18 protein-coding genes are annotated in these 14,856 nt (G+C 66.3%); 16 read left to right on the forward strand and 2 right to left on the reverse strand.

The genetic code is table 11. The annotated features are described in order from the left end of the window. The first annotated feature begins 4 nt into the window (after positions 1–4). The 8 genes from rplO (at position 5) to rplQ (ending at position 6,856) form a co-directional block, all read left to right on the forward strand. On the forward strand, positions 5–481 hold the full coding sequence (gene rplO, locus AC1RLU_RS15110; protein WP_061967373.1) for a 50S ribosomal protein L15: 477 nt from the start codon (positions 5–7) through the stop codon (positions 479–481). Between the two features lie 156 nt (positions 482–637). Continuing rightward, positions 638–1,975 (forward strand): preprotein translocase subunit SecY, encoded by a 1,338-nt coding sequence (gene secY / locus AC1RLU_RS15115; protein ID WP_061967375.1) that lies wholly within the window; start codon positions 638–640, stop codon positions 1,973–1,975. A gap of 1 nt (position 1,976) precedes the next feature. Further along, positions 1,977–2,570 carry an adenylate kinase gene (locus AC1RLU_RS15120; RefSeq protein ID WP_061967376.1) on the forward strand — a complete coding sequence of 198 codons (594 nt, stop codon included), beginning with the start codon at positions 1,977–1,979 and terminating at the stop codon, positions 2,568–2,570. A 237-nt stretch (positions 2,571–2,807) separates the two neighbouring features. Continuing rightward, positions 2,808–4,007, forward strand: a complete 1,200-nt coding sequence (locus AC1RLU_RS15125; RefSeq protein WP_492796491.1) for an ABC transporter substrate-binding protein — start codon at positions 2,808–2,810, stop codon at positions 4,005–4,007. Between the two features lie 336 nt (positions 4,008–4,343). Continuing rightward, positions 4,344–4,712 (forward strand): 30S ribosomal protein S13, encoded by a 369-nt coding sequence (gene rpsM / locus AC1RLU_RS15130; RefSeq protein ID WP_061967380.1) that lies wholly within the window; start codon positions 4,344–4,346, stop codon positions 4,710–4,712. A 115-nt stretch (positions 4,713–4,827) separates the two neighbouring features. Continuing rightward, positions 4,828–5,217, forward strand: coding sequence for a 30S ribosomal protein S11 (gene rpsK, locus AC1RLU_RS15135; RefSeq protein WP_043237079.1), 390 nt, complete (start codon positions 4,828–4,830; stop codon positions 5,215–5,217). Positions 5,218–5,308: 91 nt separating this feature from the next. Then, the gene (locus AC1RLU_RS15140; RefSeq protein WP_061967382.1) at positions 5,309–6,325 is read left to right on the forward strand and encodes a DNA-directed RNA polymerase subunit alpha; all 1,017 of its coding nucleotides are present in this window, start codon (positions 5,309–5,311) and stop codon (positions 6,323–6,325) included. Between the two features lie 114 nt (positions 6,326–6,439). Beyond that, positions 6,440–6,856, forward strand: a complete 417-nt coding sequence (gene rplQ / locus AC1RLU_RS15145) for a 50S ribosomal protein L17 (RefSeq protein WP_061967384.1) — start codon at positions 6,440–6,442, stop codon at positions 6,854–6,856. A 69-nt stretch (positions 6,857–6,925) separates the two neighbouring features. Here rplQ and AC1RLU_RS15150 read toward each other — a convergent pair whose 3' ends face one another. Then, positions 6,926–7,345 (reverse strand): BLUF domain-containing protein, encoded by a 420-nt coding sequence (locus AC1RLU_RS15150; RefSeq protein WP_492796494.1) that lies wholly within the window; start codon positions 7,343–7,345, stop codon positions 6,926–6,928. Positions 7,346–7,492: 147 nt separating this feature from the next. On the opposite strand from AC1RLU_RS15150, the gene AC1RLU_RS15155 reads away from it, so the two are divergent. The 3 genes from AC1RLU_RS15155 to AC1RLU_RS15165 are packed head-to-tail and all read left to right on the forward strand — an operon-like array spanning position 7,493 to position 10,415. Continuing rightward, the gene (locus AC1RLU_RS15155) at positions 7,493–8,929 is read left to right on the forward strand and encodes a Do family serine endopeptidase (RefSeq protein WP_113585103.1); all 1,437 of its coding nucleotides are present in this window, start codon (positions 7,493–7,495) and stop codon (positions 8,927–8,929) included. Then, positions 8,926–10,233: a replication-associated recombination protein A gene (locus AC1RLU_RS15160; protein ID WP_492796496.1), complete on the forward strand. Its 1,308-nt coding sequence runs from the start codon at positions 8,926–8,928 to the stop codon at positions 10,231–10,233. The genes AC1RLU_RS15155 and AC1RLU_RS15160 overlap by 4 nt, the downstream gene beginning before the upstream one ends. A 2-nt stretch (positions 10,234–10,235) precedes the next feature. Then, entirely contained in the window at positions 10,236–10,415 is a 180-nt protein-coding gene (locus tag AC1RLU_RS15165) for a hypothetical protein (protein ID WP_061967390.1), read from the forward strand. 7 nt (positions 10,416–10,422) lie between these two features. Here the strand turns inward: AC1RLU_RS15165 and AC1RLU_RS15170 are convergent, their stop codons facing one another. Next, positions 10,423–10,773, reverse strand: a complete 351-nt coding sequence (locus AC1RLU_RS15170; RefSeq protein WP_113585101.1) for a hypothetical protein — start codon at positions 10,771–10,773, stop codon at positions 10,423–10,425. A gap of 94 nt (positions 10,774–10,867) precedes the next feature. Here AC1RLU_RS15170 and crcB point away from each other — a divergent pair, with 94 nt between their 5' ends. The 5 genes from crcB to AC1RLU_RS15195 all read left to right on the forward strand — a co-directional run bounded on the left by crcB (position 10,868) and on the right by AC1RLU_RS15195 (position 14,731). Then, complete coding sequence (gene crcB / locus AC1RLU_RS15175) at positions 10,868–11,284, forward strand: fluoride efflux transporter CrcB (protein ID WP_492796497.1); 417 nt, start codon at positions 10,868–10,870, stop codon at positions 11,282–11,284. Further along, a complete protein-coding gene (locus AC1RLU_RS15180; protein ID WP_113585100.1) occupies positions 11,281–12,534 on the forward strand; it encodes an RluA family pseudouridine synthase in 1,254 nt (417 codons plus the stop codon). The genes crcB and AC1RLU_RS15180 overlap by 4 nt, the downstream gene beginning before the upstream one ends. 93 nt (positions 12,535–12,627) lie before the next feature. Further along, entirely contained in the window at positions 12,628–13,128 is a 501-nt protein-coding gene (locus AC1RLU_RS15185; protein ID WP_142111950.1) for a hypothetical protein, read from the forward strand. A 74-nt stretch (positions 13,129–13,202) separates the two neighbouring features. Then, positions 13,203–13,880: an HAD-IA family hydrolase gene (locus AC1RLU_RS15190; RefSeq protein ID WP_492796499.1), complete on the forward strand. Its 678-nt coding sequence runs from the start codon at positions 13,203–13,205 to the stop codon at positions 13,878–13,880. A 401-nt stretch (positions 13,881–14,281) separates the two neighbouring features. After that, positions 14,282–14,731: a hypothetical protein gene (locus tag AC1RLU_RS15195; RefSeq protein ID WP_091861261.1), complete on the forward strand. Its 450-nt coding sequence runs from the start codon at positions 14,282–14,284 to the stop codon at positions 14,729–14,731. The last annotated feature ends 125 nt before the right edge of the window (positions 14,732–14,856 follow it).

Raw genomic sequence — 14,856 nt, forward strand, 5'->3', positions numbered from 1 at the left:
TCACATGAAACTCAATGATATCCGTGACAACGAAGGCGCTCTGAAGCAGCGCATGCGCGTCGGCCGTGGCATTGGCTCCGGTAAGGGCAAGACCGGTGGTCGCGGCGTGAAGGGTCAGACCTCGCGCGCCGGCGTCGCCATCAAGGGCTTCGAAGGCGGCCAGATGCCGCTGTATCGTCGCCTGCCGAAGCGCGGTTTCCACAACCTGTTCGCCAAGGATCTGAACGAGGTGAACCTCGGCCGCATTCAGCAGGCAGTGGAAGCCGGCAAGCTCGATGCCAAGGGCGCTGTTACCATCGAGGCGCTCGTCGCCGCCGGTGTCATCACCCGTCAGGCCAAGGACGGCGTCAAGATCCTCGGCGTCGGCGAGCTCAAGACCAAGCTCGCTTTCGAGGTCTACGGCGCGTCCAAGTCGGCCGTGGCTGCGATCGAGAAGGCTGGCGGTTCGGTCAAGATTCTGGCTGCCGCTTCACAGGCGTGATCCGAACGCCTACATGACGTTTGCGAACGGCGGCCGGGCCCAGCGCCTTGGCCGCCGTTTGACTGTTTGACGCAAGGCACGAATCCGCAGACAGCACGCACGCGTGCGTTGGGGGATGTGCTTCAACGACCAGTTTGAGATCCAGGGACCGGACGCATGGCATCGGCGGCTGAACAGCTTGCGGCGAACCTCAATTTCGGGGCCTTCGCCAAGGCGGATGAACTCAAGAAGCGAATCTGGTTCACGCTGGGCGCGCTCGTCATCTACCGGCTCGGCACCTACATCCCGCTGCCGGGCATGAACCCGGACGCGGTGGCCGACCTGTTCCGCCAGACCCAGTCCGGCATGCTCGGCATGTTCAACATGTTCTCTGGCGGCGCCGTCGGGCGTCTCGCGATCTTCGCACTGGCGATCATGCCCTACATCTCGGCCTCGATCATCGTGCAGCTGCTCTCGAGCGTCGTGCCGACTTTCGAGGCGCTTAAGAAGGAAGGCGAGCAGGGCCGCAAGACCCTGAACCAGTACACTCGCTACCTGACCCTCGTGCTGGCCGTATTCCAGGCTTACGCGATCGGCGTGGGTCTCCAGGGTTCGGGTAACCTTGTGCTCGAACCCGGGCCGTTCTTCCTGCTCTCGACCACGATCACGCTCGTCGGCGGCACGATGTTCCTGCTTTGGCTGGGTGAGCAGATCACCAGCCGCGGCATCGGCAACGGCACCTCGATGATCATCTTCGCGGGCATCATCGCGGAATTCCCATCGCAGCTCGCGCAGACCTTCGAACTCGGCCGCCAGGGCGCGATCTCGACCGGCCTGCTGCTCGGCGTGCTCGTGATGGCGATCTGCGTCATCGCCTTCTGCGTGTTCATGGAGCGCGCCCAGCGCCGCCTGCTGATCAACTATCCGAAGCGCCAGGTCGGCAACCGCATGTACGAGGGCCAGACCTCATTCCTGCCGCTGAAGCTCAACACCTCCGGCGTCATCCCGCCGATCTTCGCCTCGTCCCTGCTGCTGCTGCCGACCACCGTCGCGAGCTTCTCGCAGGCCTCGGGCGGCACCGGCTTCCTGTCGACGATGGCGACCTATCTGGCGCATGGCCGGCCGGCGTTCATGATCCTCTACGCCGCGCTGATCATCTTCTTCTGCTTCTTCTACACCGCGATCGTGTTCAATCCGGTGGAGACGGCGGACAATCTCAAGAAGCATGGCGGCTTCATGCCGGGCATCCGCCCGGGCGAGCGGACCGCCGAGCATATCGATCGCATCCTCACCCGCATCACCGTTCTCGGCGCAGGATATTTGACGATTGTCTGCCTTATCCCCGAGTTCATGATCACCTATGCTCAGATCCCGATCATCCTTCTGGGCGGCACCTCGCTGCTCATCGTGGTGACGACGACGATGGACACCGTGGCGCAAGTTCACGGGCACCTGCTGGCCCATCAGTACGAGGGGCTGGTCAAGAAGGCCAAGTTGCGAGGAGCGCGGAGATAAGATGCGGTTGATTTTCCTGGGGCCGCCGGGGGCGGGTAAGGGCACTCAGGCGGCGCGCATCGTCGCGAAGCACGGCATTCCGCAACTCTCGACCGGCGACATGCTGCGTGCGGCCGTCGCCGCCGGCACGCCGGTCGGCCAGAAGGCCAAGGCCGTGATGGATGCAGGCGGGCTGGTCTCGGACGAGATCGTCATCGGCATCGTCGCCGACCGCATCGAAGAGGCCGACGCCAGGAAAGGCTTCATCCTCGACGGCTTTCCGCGGACGCTGGCGCAGGCCGAGGCGCTGGACAAGATGCTCGACGGCAAGGGGCTGAAGCTCGACGCCGTGCTCGAGCTCCGGGTCGACCAGACCAAGCTTGTCGACCGCATCGTCCGCCGCGCCGAGGAGGCGAGGGCGGCCGGGCAGCCGGTGCGCAAGGATGACGATCCGGAGGTCTTCAAGACCCGGCTCGAGGCCTATAACCGCGATACGGCGGTGGTTGCGCCCTATTACGACAAGCGTGGCCAGCTGACCGCGATCGACGGCATGCAGCCGATCGACGACGTCTCGCGGGCGATCAGCGATGCGCTTTCGGTGGCGGCGCAGGGCTGAGCGCTCCTAGGCGAACAAGTTCGAACCCGGGCGGACCTTGCGGTCCGGCCGGGTTTTTCATTTCTGCGGTGCGCTTTTGCGGGACTGCCTTTGCCTTTTCTCGCTCCACCCGTGCGTTGACAGGCTTACCCCCGGCGGATGTGCTGAGACCCAATCCGCGCGAAGCGGTGGCAAGCGTCCGTCGACCAGGTGGCGAAGCGCCTTTCCGGGTCCGGATGCAGGACAGGGAGCAGGCACATGACGAGATTTGGTGCGTTGCTGGTCGCGAGCACGCTGGCGCTGATGCCGGCGGCGGCGCGGGCGCAGGATGCGGTGAAGATCGGCATCCTCAACGACCAGTCGGGCAACTATGCCGAATTCGGCGGTCTCGGCTCGGTCGAGGCTGCGAAGATGGCGATCGAGGATTTCGGCGGCTCGGTGCTGGGCAAGCCGATCGAGATCGTCGCAGCCGATCACCAGAACAAGCCGGATATCGCCGTCGGACTGGCCCGGCGCTGGTATGATGTGGACGGCGTCACCGCGATCGCGGACCTCACCAACTCCGCCGTTGCACTGGGGGTGGCCGGCATCGCCAAGGAAAAGCAGAAGATCGCGCTCTATAATGGCCCGGCGACGACGCGCCTCTTTAACGAGGACTGCTCGCCGACCGGCTTCATGTGGACCTTCGACACGGCGACCTCGGCCAAGGGCACGGCGCTGTCGGTGCTGCGCGAAGGCGGCGACAGCTGGTACATCATCGCCGCCGACTACGCTTTCGGCCATCAGCTCACCGCCGATATCGAGTCGATCGTGAAGGCCAATGGCGGCAAGACGCTGGGCACGGTGCGCGCGCCGCTCGGAACGCCGGACTTCTCCTCTTTCCTGCTGCAGGCCCAGGCCTCCAAGGCCAAGATCGTCGCCTTCGCCAATGCCGGCACGGACACGATCAACTCGATCAAGCAGGCCGGCGAATTCGGCCTGGTCGATGGCGGCCAGAAGCTCGCGGCGATGGTCGTGGTGCTGAGCGACGTCCACGGGCTTGGGCTCGACAAGGCCAAGGGGCTGATCACGACCACCGCCTACTACCATGACGCCGACAAGCCGAGCCGGGCCTTCGCCGACCGCTACATGGCGAAGACCAAGAAGATGCCCGGCATGATCCAGGCCAGCGTCTATTCCTCGGTGCTGCACTACCTCAAGGCGGTGAAGGCGGCCGGTACGGCAGCGGGCCCTGCGGTCGCGGCGAAGATGAAGGAGATGCCGGTCGACGATTTCTATGCGCCGGGCGCCAAGATCCGCGAGGATGGCCGGCTGATGAACGACATGCTGCTGGTCGAGGTGAAGAAGCCCGCCGATTCGAAGGCGCCGTGGGATTACTTCAAGGTCGTCCGAAAGATCCCGGCGGCCGAGATCATCGCGCCGCTCTCGGAGAGCAAGTGCAGCCTGGTGAAGACTTGAGTCCGTCGTTCCGGGCGCGGTTCTGCCGCTTGCCTGGAATGACGGGGCCCTTATATAGCAATCGCGGCTACCGCCTTGACCTCGCAGCGCTTCGGCCACTTCGCCGGCCTTGGCATGTTTCTTGGTTGCGACGGGTTGACTCGTTGCGCCCAACCCGTTAACGAGCCGCAATCCGGTTTCATGGGAGCGATGCCGTTGCCTTCGCGAGAAGGGACGACGTCGCATTATCGCGTGGAGCCGTTCAACGTCCTGCATGAGCCGGCCTCCACCGGACGCAGGATTTTTTCCCACCGCCGGGGTGCCATCGGGTGCTTCGGCCGACATGGAGATGAGACCATGGCTCGTATCGCGGGCGTCAACATTCCCACCGGCAAGCGCGTCGTCATCGGCCTGCAGTACATCCACGGCATTGGCGCGTCCAAGGCCCAGGAGATCTGCGAGAAGGTCGGCATCGCTGCCGAGCGTCGCGTCAACCAGCTGACCGACGCCGAAGTCCTGCAGATCCGCGAGACGATCGACCGCGACTACCTCGTCGAGGGCGATCTGCGCCGCGAAGTCTCGATGAACATCAAGCGCCTGATGGACCTCGGCTGCTATCGCGGCCTGCGTCATCGTCGCTCGCTGCCGGTCCGCGGCCAGCGCACGCACACCAACGCCCGCACCCGCAAGGGCAAGGCGAAGCCGATCGCCGGCAAGAAGAAGTGATCTCAGTGGGCCGCTAAGTCGGCCCGCTGTCTATACGCCGGCCGGTCCGCTTACGGGCCGCCGGCATCCCCAGCGCCTGGCATGACGGGCGCGCCTGAAGGATGGAAGAAGAGATATGGCCAAGGAAGCCCAGCGCGTCCGTCGTCGCGAACGCAAGAACATCGTCTCCGGCGTCGCGCATGTGAACGCCTCGTTCAACAACACCATGATCACCATCACCGATGCGCAGGGCAACACGATCTCGTGGTCGTCGGCCGGCACGATGGGCTTCAAGGGCTCGCGCAAGTCGACCCCCTATGCCGCCCAGGTCGCCGCCGAGGATGCCGCCCGCAAGGCTGCCGAGCACGGCATGCGCACCCTCGAGGTCGAGGTGACCGGTCCGGGTTCGGGCCGCGAGTCGGCTCTTCGCGCTCTCCAGGCCGCGGGCTTCACCGTGACCTCGATCCGCGACGTGACGCCGATCCCGCACAATGGTTGCCGTCCGCGCAAGCGCCGTCGCGTCTGACGTCTGACCATTGCATGAGGCGCCCGCAGGGGCGGGCGCCTGTCCGGGGCGGCGGTGGCCGCCAGATGAATTCAGCACCAGGAGTGCGGTCGTGATCAGCAAGAACTGGCAGGATCTTTCCAAGCCGAACAAGCTCGAAGTGAAGGTCGGAGACGACCCGAAGCGTCAGGCGACTGTGGTTGCGCGTCCGCTCGAGCGCGGCTTCGGCATGACGCTCGGCAATGCGCTCCGTCGCGTGCTGCTGTCGTCGCTCCAGGGCGCGGCCGTGACCGCCGTCCAGATCGACGGCGTTCTCCACGAGTTCTCCTCGATCCCGGGCGTCCGTGAGGACGTCACCGACATCGTCCTCAACATCAAGGCCATCGCGGTCAAGATGCAGGGCGAGGGCCCGAAGCGCATGACGCTGCGCAAGTCCGGCCCGGGCACCGTCACCGCCGGCGACATCAACACCATCGGCGACGTGGCGATCCTGAACCCCGACCTCGTGCTCTGCACGCTGGACGACGGGGCCGAGATCCGCATGGAGTTCACGGTCAACACCGGCAAGGGCTATGTCCCGGCCGAGCAGAACCGTCCCGAGGACGCGCCGATCGGCCTGATCCCGGTCGACAGCCTGTACTCGCCGGTCAAGAAGGTCTCCTACCGCGTCGAGAACACCCGCGAGGGCCAGAACCTCGACAAGGACTCGCTGACGCTGGCGATCGAGACCAACGGCTCGGTCACCCCCGAGGACGCGCTGGCGCTCGCCGCCCGCATCCTGCAGGACCAGCTCGCGGTGTTCATCACCTTCGAGGAGCCGCGCAAGGAAGAGGCCGTCTCGACCGCGCCGCAGCTGCCCTTCAACCCGGCGCTGCTCAAGAAGGTCGACGAGCTCGAGCTTTCGGTCCGCTCGGCGAACTGCCTGAAGAACGACAACATCGTCTATATCGGCGACCTCATCCAGAAGTCCGAGGGCGAGATGCTGCGCACCCCGAATTTCGGCCGCAAGTCGCTGAACGAGATCAAGGAAGTGCTGGCGACCATGGGCCTGCACCTGGGCATGGACGTCCAGGGCTGGCCGCCGGAGAACATCGAAGAGCTGGCCAAGCGCTTCGAAGAGCACTACTGAGCCTCAACGGCGCGGGAGGCATCCCGCGCCAACCCCGCCCGGCTGGTCCCAGCCGGAGCATAAGGAACGGCCGTACCGTGGCACGGCGGCCGTAAGCAACGAAGGAGCCAAACAATGCGTCACGGTTTCCGCGGTCGTCGTTTCAACCGCTCGGCCGAGCATCGCCAGGCGATGTTCGCCAACATGGCTCAGGCCCTGATCAAGCACGAGCAGATCACCACCACGCTGCCGAAGGCCAAGGACCTGCGTCCGGTCGTCGAGAAGCTGATCACCCTCGGCAAGCGCGGCGACCTGCACGCCCGCCGTCAGGCGATCGCGCAGATCAAGGATGTCGAGCTGGTCGGCAAGCTCTTCGCGGTCCTCGGCCCGCGCTACAAGGAGCGCAACGGCGGCTATCTCCGCATCATGAAGGCGGGCTTCCGCTTCGGCGACAACGCTCCGATGGCGATCATCGAGTTCGTCGACCGTGACGTCGATGCCAAGGGCAAGGATTCCGGCCCGGTCTTCACGGCGGAAGACGAAGCCGCCTGATCGGCTTCCCCTGACTGAATTGGAAAAGGCGGTCCTTCGGGGCCGCCTTTTTCTTTGGTTGTGCAGTCCTTAGCCGGGCCGTCCGGCGAGCTCCCCGGCGAGGTCGACGAGCGTCTCCAGTGGCTGGGCGTGGAGGTCGGCTTCGGGTGTCACCCCATACAGGCCGAAGATGAAGCTGGTGGTCTCGTCGCGCTCGGCGATGCCCATCGCCCAGCCGGCGAAGGAGCGGACGACGATCGGTTCTTCCGAAAGCACCCGAAAGGCTGTGTGGCGCGGGTCCATCACGATCCGGCCATAGGTTTCGGCAACATTGTCCCGCGATCCTTCCAGCACCTGCGCGAAGGCCTTCTCCGTCGCCAACAGGAAGCCGGTGATGCCGTTCTGGTCGTTGAAGCGGCGGGCGCTTGTCAGGATCCTGTCCAGCTCCGCACGGCGATTGGCGTCGACGAGCCGGCTCTCGCTGGCGTACACAAGCCGAATCAGGCTCATCCTGCTCTTCCTATCCGGCCAGAAATGGCCATATCGGGTTGGGGGATGCCGCTGCGGGAACCGCAGGGCGTTACACGGGTATAGCGGGTGCCACGCCTGAACGGAAAACTCCGCGCCGGCGCTTTTTGTTTCTGAACGAGGACGAGCATGATCCACCGCCCCGCACCCTATCGGAAGACCCTGGCCGCGGCTGCCCTGGCGGGCGCTCTGCTGGCCAGCGTCGCGCCGTGGCCGGCGCTTGCCCAGCAGCGGCAGGTGCCTGAGACCCGCGAGCAGGTGACGCTCTCCTTCGCGCCACTGGTCAAGCAGACGCAGGCCGCGGTCGTGAACGTCTATGGCGCGCGCGTCGAGAAGCGCCCGCAGAACCCCTTCATGGACGACCCGTTCTTCCGCCGCTTCTTCGGCGATGGCGGCTTCGGCGTACCGCGCGAGCGGGTTCAGCGCTCGCTCGGCTCCGGCGTGATCGTCGATGCCGGCGCCGGGCTCGTGGTCACCAACAACCACGTCATCGAGAACATGAGCGAGGTGAAGGTCGCCTTCGCCGACAAGCGCGAGGTCGAGGCCACGATCCTGCTGCGCGATCCGCGCACCGATCTTGCCGTGCTCAAGCTTGCCGACGCGAAGAACCTGACCGCGATCGCGCTCGCCGATACCGACGAACTCCAGGTCGGCGACATCGTGCTGGCGATGGGCAACCCCTTCGGTGTCGGCCAGACGGTGACGCAGGGCATCGTCTCGGCGCTGGCGCGCACGCAGATCGGCGTCGGCGATGCGCAATCCTTCATCCAGACCGATGCGGCGATCAATCCCGGCAATTCGGGCGGCGCGCTGATCGACATGAAGGGCCGCGTCGTCGGCATCAACACCGCGATCTATTCGCGCTCGGGCGGCAGCGTCGGCATCGGCTTCGCCATTCCCTCGGCGATGGTGCGCCTCGTCGTCGACAGCGCCAAGGCCGGAGTCAAGACGGTCAAGCGTCCCTGGTTCGGGGCGCGGCTGCAGAGCCTCACGGCCGAGGTCGCGGACGGGCTCGGGCTCGACCGGCCGGCGGGCTCGGTCGTCGCCAGCGTCGTCGAGAAGGGGCCGGCCGACCAGGCGGGCCTGAAGCGCTCGGACGTCATCCTTTCGGTCGATGGCGTCAATGTCGACGATCCCGAATCCTTCGGCTATCGCTTCGCCACCCGGCCGATCGGCGGCACGACGATGCTCAGCGTGCTGCGCAGCGGCAAGCGCATCTCGATCCCCGTGAAGCTCATCGCTGCGCCCGAGACGCGGCCGCGCGACATGGTGAAGCTGACGAGCCGTTCGCCGCTTGCCGGCCTGACCGTCGGGAACATGTCTCCGGCGCTGGCCGAGGAACTCTCGATCGACACCGGCAATGAAGGCGTCGTCGTCAGCGAGGTCGAGGAGGGCAGCACCGCGGCCAATGTCGGCTTCCAGAAGGGCGACATCATCAAGGCGCTGAACGGCGAACAGATGACCACGTCGCGTGAGGTCGAGACGATCCTCAAGGATCGCAGGCGCGCCTGGGAGGTGACGATCACCCGCAACGGCCAGACGATCACCTCGGTCTTCCCGGGGTGAGCGACCTGTTCTCAGCCTCGGGGCTGGACAAGTCCGGCCCGCGGCCGCTTGCCGACCGCCTGCGTCCGACGACGCTCGCCGAGGTCGCGGGCCAGGAGCATCTGGCCGGGCCCGACGGGGCGCTGACGCGGCTCGTCGCCTCCGGCACGATCGGCAGCCTGATCTTCTGGGGTCCGCCGGGTACCGGCAAGACGACGGTCGCGCGGCTGCTCGCCGGGCTGGTCGATCTCGGCTTCGAGCAGATCAGCGCGATCTTCTCGGGCGTCGCCGATCTCAAGAAGGTGTTCGAGGCGGCGCGCGGGCGCCGTTTGGGCGGCCGGGGCACGCTGCTCTTCGTCGACGAGATCCATCGCTTCAACCGCGCCCAGCTCGATGCCTTCCTGCCAGTCATGGAAGACGGCACGATCACGCTGATCGGCGCGACGACCGAGAACCCGTCCTTCGCGCTCAATGCCGCGCTGCTGTCGCGGGCGCGCGTCCTGACCTTCAAGTCGCTGGACGAAGGCTCGCTGCTCTTCCTGCTCGGCCGGGCCGAGGTCCTGGAAAGCCGGGAGCTGCCATTGACGCCGGAGGCGCGATTGGCGCTGGCGCGCTTCGCCGACGGCGACGGGCGCGCCGTGCTGACGCTGGCCGAGGAAATCTGGCGAGCGGCGAAGCCGGGCGAGATTCTCGACGAGCATGGCCTGTCCGAGGTGATCCAGCGCCGGGCGCCGATCTACGACAAGGCGCAGGACGGCCATTACAACCTGATCTCGGCCCTGCACAAGACGATCCGCGGCTCCGATCCCGATGCGGCGCTCTACTATTTCGCGCGCATGCTCGATGCCGGCGAGGACCCGCGCTTCCTGGCGCGGCGGCTGGTCAGGATGGCGGTGGAGGATATCGGGCTCGCCGATCCGCAGGCGCTGATCCATGCCCGTGCGGCGGCGCAGACCTATGAGCAGCTCGGCACGCCCGAGGGCGAGCTCGCTCTGGCCAATTGCGTGATCTATCTGGCGACCGCACCGAAATCGAACGCGGCCTATATGGCTTACAAGGCTGCCGCGCGGGTGGCGAAGGAGCGGGGCTCCCTGACGCCGCCCAAGACCATCCTCAATGCGCCGACCAAGCTGATGCGCGAGGAGGGCTACGGCGCCGACTATGCCTATGACCACGACCAGCCCGATGCCTTCTCCGGGCAGAACTACTGGCCGGATGTGCTGGGCCGCCAGCGCTTCTACGATCCGCCCGAGCGCGGTTTCGAGCGCGAGATCCGCAAGCGGCTGGAATATTGGGAGAAGCTCCGGCAGGAGCGGGGGGAGTAGGGATGTTCTTGCTGGCGCGCCTGTTCATGATCGTGCCCTCGGTGATCGCGGGCTGGTTCGTCTCGAAGGACGATGTCTCCTATTGGGTCGTGGCCTTCGCCATCGCGCTCGTCTTCATCGTGCTGACCATCGCTTTCGAGCTGTACGTGCATCCCCGGCTGCGGCAGCGCCGCCAGCGTTGAGCCGGGCTCAGTTGCGGCAATTGAACGGCAGGAAGGTGCTGGACATGCCGCTGTTCATCGCCATCACGACGAGCCGGTTGGCAAGCTCGAGCTCCTCCTTGCTGCGGGCGCAGACCTCGGCACGGGCCTGGCAGTTCGAGGCAAGGAAGGCGTCGTGGCTGGCGAGGAATTCCGCGCCCAGGCCTTTCTTGCCGAGGCGCGCCAGCGACTGGTCATAGGCCTTCCTGTAGCGGTTGCATTTTTCCGTCGGCCAGTCGGTGCCCGTGCTGCCGCTCTGCTGGGCGAAGGCGGCCGCGCTGCCGAGGATGACCATGGCGGCAAGCAGCCCTGCGCCGCCGATCCGAAGCTGAAGACGCATCCTTGCCATTCCCATCGTTCCCGCCGGGCCTATTCCTGACGCCGGGCTTCCTGCTCGACGGCACCGAGCCGTGCAATTGCGGCGGATTTCGTTTGTGCAAGGCGAGTGTGCGCTCTATTCCACAACGATGATCTCCACCGCTTTCGTTTTTATCGGCGCCGGCATCGGCGGCGCCTTGCGCCACGGCATCAATGTCGTTTCGCCGCGCTGGCTCGGCATGGGCTTTCCCTATGGCACCATGGCCATCAACATCATCGGCTCGGCCCTGATGGGGCTCGTCGCCGGCTGGTTCGCCTTCCGTGCCGGCGAGGGCGTGCCGCAGGACCTGCGGCTCTTCCTCGCCACCGGCGTGCTCGGCGGCTTCACCACCTTCTCGGCCTTCTCGCTCGATGCCGTTCTGCTCTGGGAGCGGGGCGAGACGATGCTGGCGGCCACCTATGTGATCGGCTCGGTCGTGCTGTCGCTGGCGGCGCTGCTCGGTGGCCTCGCGATGATGCGGAGCATGTCATGAAGACGGGCGGCAAAGGTCCCGGTAACAAGGGCGCTGGCGGCAAGGGCCCCGGCGGCTCCGGGCGCGGTGGCAAGCCGCCATCCGCGGGGGCTCCGCGCGGCAAGCGGCCGAGCCATGATGCCCGGCGCAGGGCAGCCGCGCGCCCGGCGGCCGGCGAGGAGCGCGTGCAGCGCTCGCCGCGCCCGCGGCCGGTGGAGGAGGCCCCCAAGCCGACCCGCGCCCAGGTCAAGGCCGAGACCTCCGAGGTGCTCTCGACCGGCGTGCAGCAGCTCGTGGTGACGCCGGACGAGAACGAGATGCGGATCGACCGCTTCCTCGAGGCGCGTTTCCCGCAGCTCTCCTTCAGCCATATCCAGCGCATCGTCCGGAAGGGCGAATTGCGCGTCAACGGCAAGCGCGCCGACAGCAAGGATCGGCTCGAAGAAGGCCAGACGGTGCGCATCCCGCCGCTCAAGCTCGAGCCGCAGGAGCAGCGCCCGCGCTCGCTCAAGGCGGATACCGACACGGTCGAATTCCTGCGTTCGATCACGCTTTACGAGGATGACGACGTCATCGTCCTCAACAAGCCGGCTGGCCTTGCCGTGCAGGGTGGTTCCGGCACGACGCGGCATGTCGACCAGATGCTCGAGGTGCTGACCGACAAGAGCGGCCAGAAGCCCCGCCTCGTCCACCGTCTCGACAAGGATACCGCCGGCTGCCTCGTCATCGCCAAGTCGCGCTTCGCGGCGGCGACGCTGGCCAAGACCTTCCGTTCACGCTCGGCCCGCAAGGTCTACTGGGCGCTGGTGGCGGGCGTGCCGCGCGTGCGCCAGGGCCGGATCTCGACCTATCTCGCCCGCGAGGAGGCCTATGACGGCGACCAGCGCATGGCCGTCGCCAAGCATGGCGAGGACGGGGCGATGCACGCCGTCACCTATTACGCGGTGGTCGAGACGGCGGCGCAGAAGCTCGGCTGGCTGTCGCTCAAGCCAGTGACCGGGCGCACCCACCAGCTGCGCGCCCACGCCGCCCATATCGGCCACCCGATCATCGGCGACCCCAAATATTTCAACATCCAGAACTGGGAATTGCCCGGCGGCATCCAGAACAAGCTGCACCTGCTGGCGCGGCGAATCGTGCTGCCGCATCCGCGCGGCAAGGGCACGATCGACGTCAGCGCGCCGCTGCCGCCGCATATGCGCCAGAGCTGGAACCTGCTCGGCTTCGATGACGCGCCCTACGATCCGATCGTCGAGGCGCCGGACGAGTGAGGCCTCTCCCAGGCGGTGACGAAACGTCAGAGAACAGTTGCGGAACAAAACGCTTTCTGTTCTAACTATGTTCTCGTCATCGGAGGGCTGACCATGCGTTCGGTTTTGATCGTTTCCAGCTTTGTTCTCGGTCTTGCGGGAGCCGCCCAGGCGCAGACCACCGCGCCGGCGACGGCCCCCGCGCCGGCTGCCGTGGCCGCATCGGCGGATGAGCCGATCCCGCGCGCCGAGCGGGCGAAGGCCCGGCAGGATTGCGTGTCCGAGAATATCGCGCTCGCGGGCGCGGATTTGCGCGCGGCGATGCGCATCTGCATGCAGGGCAAGTTCCCGGGCGTACAGCTCTATGCCCATGATGGTCTCACGCGCGACGGCAAACCGACGGCGGTGGCGGCGCGGGCCGCCTGCAAGGAAGAGGCCGACGGCCGCAAGCTGCAGGGCCCGGAACGCATCGCGGCATTGACCGCCTGCTTCAACGGCAAGCGGCCGGATCTCGCCCAGCGCTCCGAATGCCGCAAGGAGGCGCGTGCCAAGGGGCTCGATGGCGCCGATCTGCGCAAGGCGGTCGATGCCTGCGCCCGCGAAGCCAGGGGCTGAGCCGCTCACGCGCGGGATGATGCCATGACGGGCTTGCAGTGGATTGCCTCGGCAATTCGGGATAAAGCCCCGGCATGGATCTCATCATCTTCGATCTCGACGGCACGCTGATCAATTCCGAGGCGATCATCCTCGGCGCGCAATACGAGACTTTCAGGCGCTGCGGGCGGATTCATCCGGGCCGCGAGGCGGGATTGGGCATCGTCGGGCTGACGCTCGACATCGCGATGGCGCGGCTTGCCGGGCTGGCCGAGCCCGACGATGTGCTGACCGAGACCTATCGCCAGGTCTTCAGCACGATGCGTGTGCAGGCCGAGACCGATCCGTCGCTGGACGAGCCGCTCTTTGCGGGGGTCGCCGAGACGCTGGCCGAGCTGAAGCGCCATGGCGGGCTGAAGCTCGGCATCGCCACCGGAAAGTCGCGCAAGGGGGCGGAGTTCATCGTCGCCCGGCATGGCTGGCAGGACCTGTTCGATACGGTGCAGTCGGCTGACGATGCTCCCTCGAAGCCGCATCCCGGGATGATCCAGCGGGCGATGGCGGAGACCGGTGCGGCACCGGAGCGCACCGCGATGGTCGGAGACAGCTCTTTCGACATCGAGATGGCGGTTGCCGCCGGCGTGGTGCCTGTCGCCGTCTCCTGGGGGTTCCAGCCGGTCGAGAGCCTCGTCGCGCTCGGTGCCCGGCATGTGTTGCGCGCGTTCCCGGAGCTGCCGACGGCGCTCGGATTGCCGAAGGCTGTGGCGGCGTAGAGCTGTCTAAAAAGGATCATCGCAGCTTCGGGGCGCAGCCCTTGTCATTCCGGGGGGCGCCCCGGAATGACAAGGTGGTTCCGGCCGGAGGCGATTGATCTCCGGGCCGCGTCTGCGTCACAGAATGTCTTCACCCACTTGGGCCTTGTCCGTGTTCGCCTGCATGATTTCACAGCGGCGATATCATCCGGCGCCCTTGCCGCCGACACGGGCTGAGGGCCGCTCTTCGCCGCGCCTGCGCCGCCCGCAGTAACACCCTCGCAACCAAGTCGACTCAGTTCCGTTTAACCTGAATATCCGTTCAGATTTGCGCGTTAACCACCTGATGCGGGAACCGGGCTCATGGTGTTCCCACAACAGGAACGTACCGGCACAAAACAACGCCGGACAGGGGTTCGAACATGATGGGTCATGAGCTTCGTGAATTCGTCGATCGCGTGATGGATCGTCGCGCGATCGACGAAGAAGACGTCAAGATGCTTCAGCGTAACATCTTGAATGACGTCGTCGTCACGCGGGATATCGTCGATGTTCTGGTCGCGCTCGACCGGGCCGTGCCGCAAAGCTGCAAGGCCTATGCAGATTACCTCGTGGCGCTGGTTGTCGACTTCGCCGTCTGGGAAAACCGTCCCACCGGCGTGATCGACCGCGACAAGGCGCATTGGCTGGTGACGACGCTCTCCGCCGGCGAGGGGCCGACCGCCACCGCCCAGCGCATCGCCAACGAGATCGTCCGCGAAGCCGAGCATTGCGATGAGACGCTGCTCGCCTTCGCCTTCGCCAAGGGGGCAGCGAAGGATGTGGTTCGCTTCGGCATCGGTGCCGCGCCGCGCGTCCTGCTCGCAAGCTGAACCCGGCGCCGTTCTCCGGCTTGGCTCGAGAGTCCTGGACGGGAGAAGGTAAGCGCTTCTTGCGAGAGATGCCCGGGGCAGACCCGGGCATGACGGCGCCGGCTCGACGCTTCCTTCACAAGGGC

Source organism: Allobosea sp. GW822-FHT05A11 (genome assembly GCF_058800455.1).

Bases quoted from the DNA above. Each gene is read 5' to 3' on its own strand.
- AC1RLU_RS15165 (WP_061967390.1), top strand. From the start codon at position 10,236: ATGTTCTTGCTGGCGCGCCTGTTCATGATCGTGCCCTCGGTGATCGCG.
- AC1RLU_RS15125 (WP_492796491.1), top strand. From the start codon at position 2,808: ATGACGAGATTTGGTGCGTTGCTGGTCGCGAGCACGCTGGCGCTGATG.
- AC1RLU_RS15195 (WP_091861261.1), top strand. From the start codon at position 14,282: ATGATGGGTCATGAGCTTCGTGAATTCGTCGATCGCGTGATGGATCGT.
- rplQ (WP_061967384.1), top strand. From the start codon at position 6,440: ATGCGTCACGGTTTCCGCGGTCGTCGTTTCAACCGCTCGGCCGAGCAT.
- rplO (WP_061967373.1), top strand. From the start codon at position 5: ATGAAACTCAATGATATCCGTGACAACGAAGGCGCTCTGAAGCAGCGC.
- AC1RLU_RS15150 (WP_492796494.1), bottom strand. From the start codon at position 7,345: ATGAGCCTGATTCGGCTTGTGTACGCCAGCGAGAGCCGGCTCGTCGAC.
- AC1RLU_RS15185 (WP_142111950.1), top strand. From the start codon at position 12,628: ATGCGTTCGGTTTTGATCGTTTCCAGCTTTGTTCTCGGTCTTGCGGGA.
- rpsK (WP_043237079.1), top strand. From the start codon at position 4,828: ATGGCCAAGGAAGCCCAGCGCGTCCGTCGTCGCGAACGCAAGAACATC.
- rpsM (WP_061967380.1), top strand. From the start codon at position 4,344: ATGGCTCGTATCGCGGGCGTCAACATTCCCACCGGCAAGCGCGTCGTC.
- AC1RLU_RS15155 (WP_113585103.1), top strand. From the start codon at position 7,493: ATGATCCACCGCCCCGCACCCTATCGGAAGACCCTGGCCGCGGCTGCC.
- AC1RLU_RS15180 (WP_113585100.1), top strand. From the start codon at position 11,281: ATGAAGACGGGCGGCAAAGGTCCCGGTAACAAGGGCGCTGGCGGCAAG.
- AC1RLU_RS15120 (WP_061967376.1), top strand. From the start codon at position 1,977: ATGCGGTTGATTTTCCTGGGGCCGCCGGGGGCGGGTAAGGGCACTCAG.
- AC1RLU_RS15170 (WP_113585101.1), bottom strand. From the start codon at position 10,773: ATGCGTCTTCAGCTTCGGATCGGCGGCGCAGGGCTGCTTGCCGCCATG.
- secY (WP_061967375.1), top strand. From the start codon at position 638: ATGGCATCGGCGGCTGAACAGCTTGCGGCGAACCTCAATTTCGGGGCC.
- AC1RLU_RS15190 (WP_492796499.1), top strand. From the start codon at position 13,203: ATGGATCTCATCATCTTCGATCTCGACGGCACGCTGATCAATTCCGAG.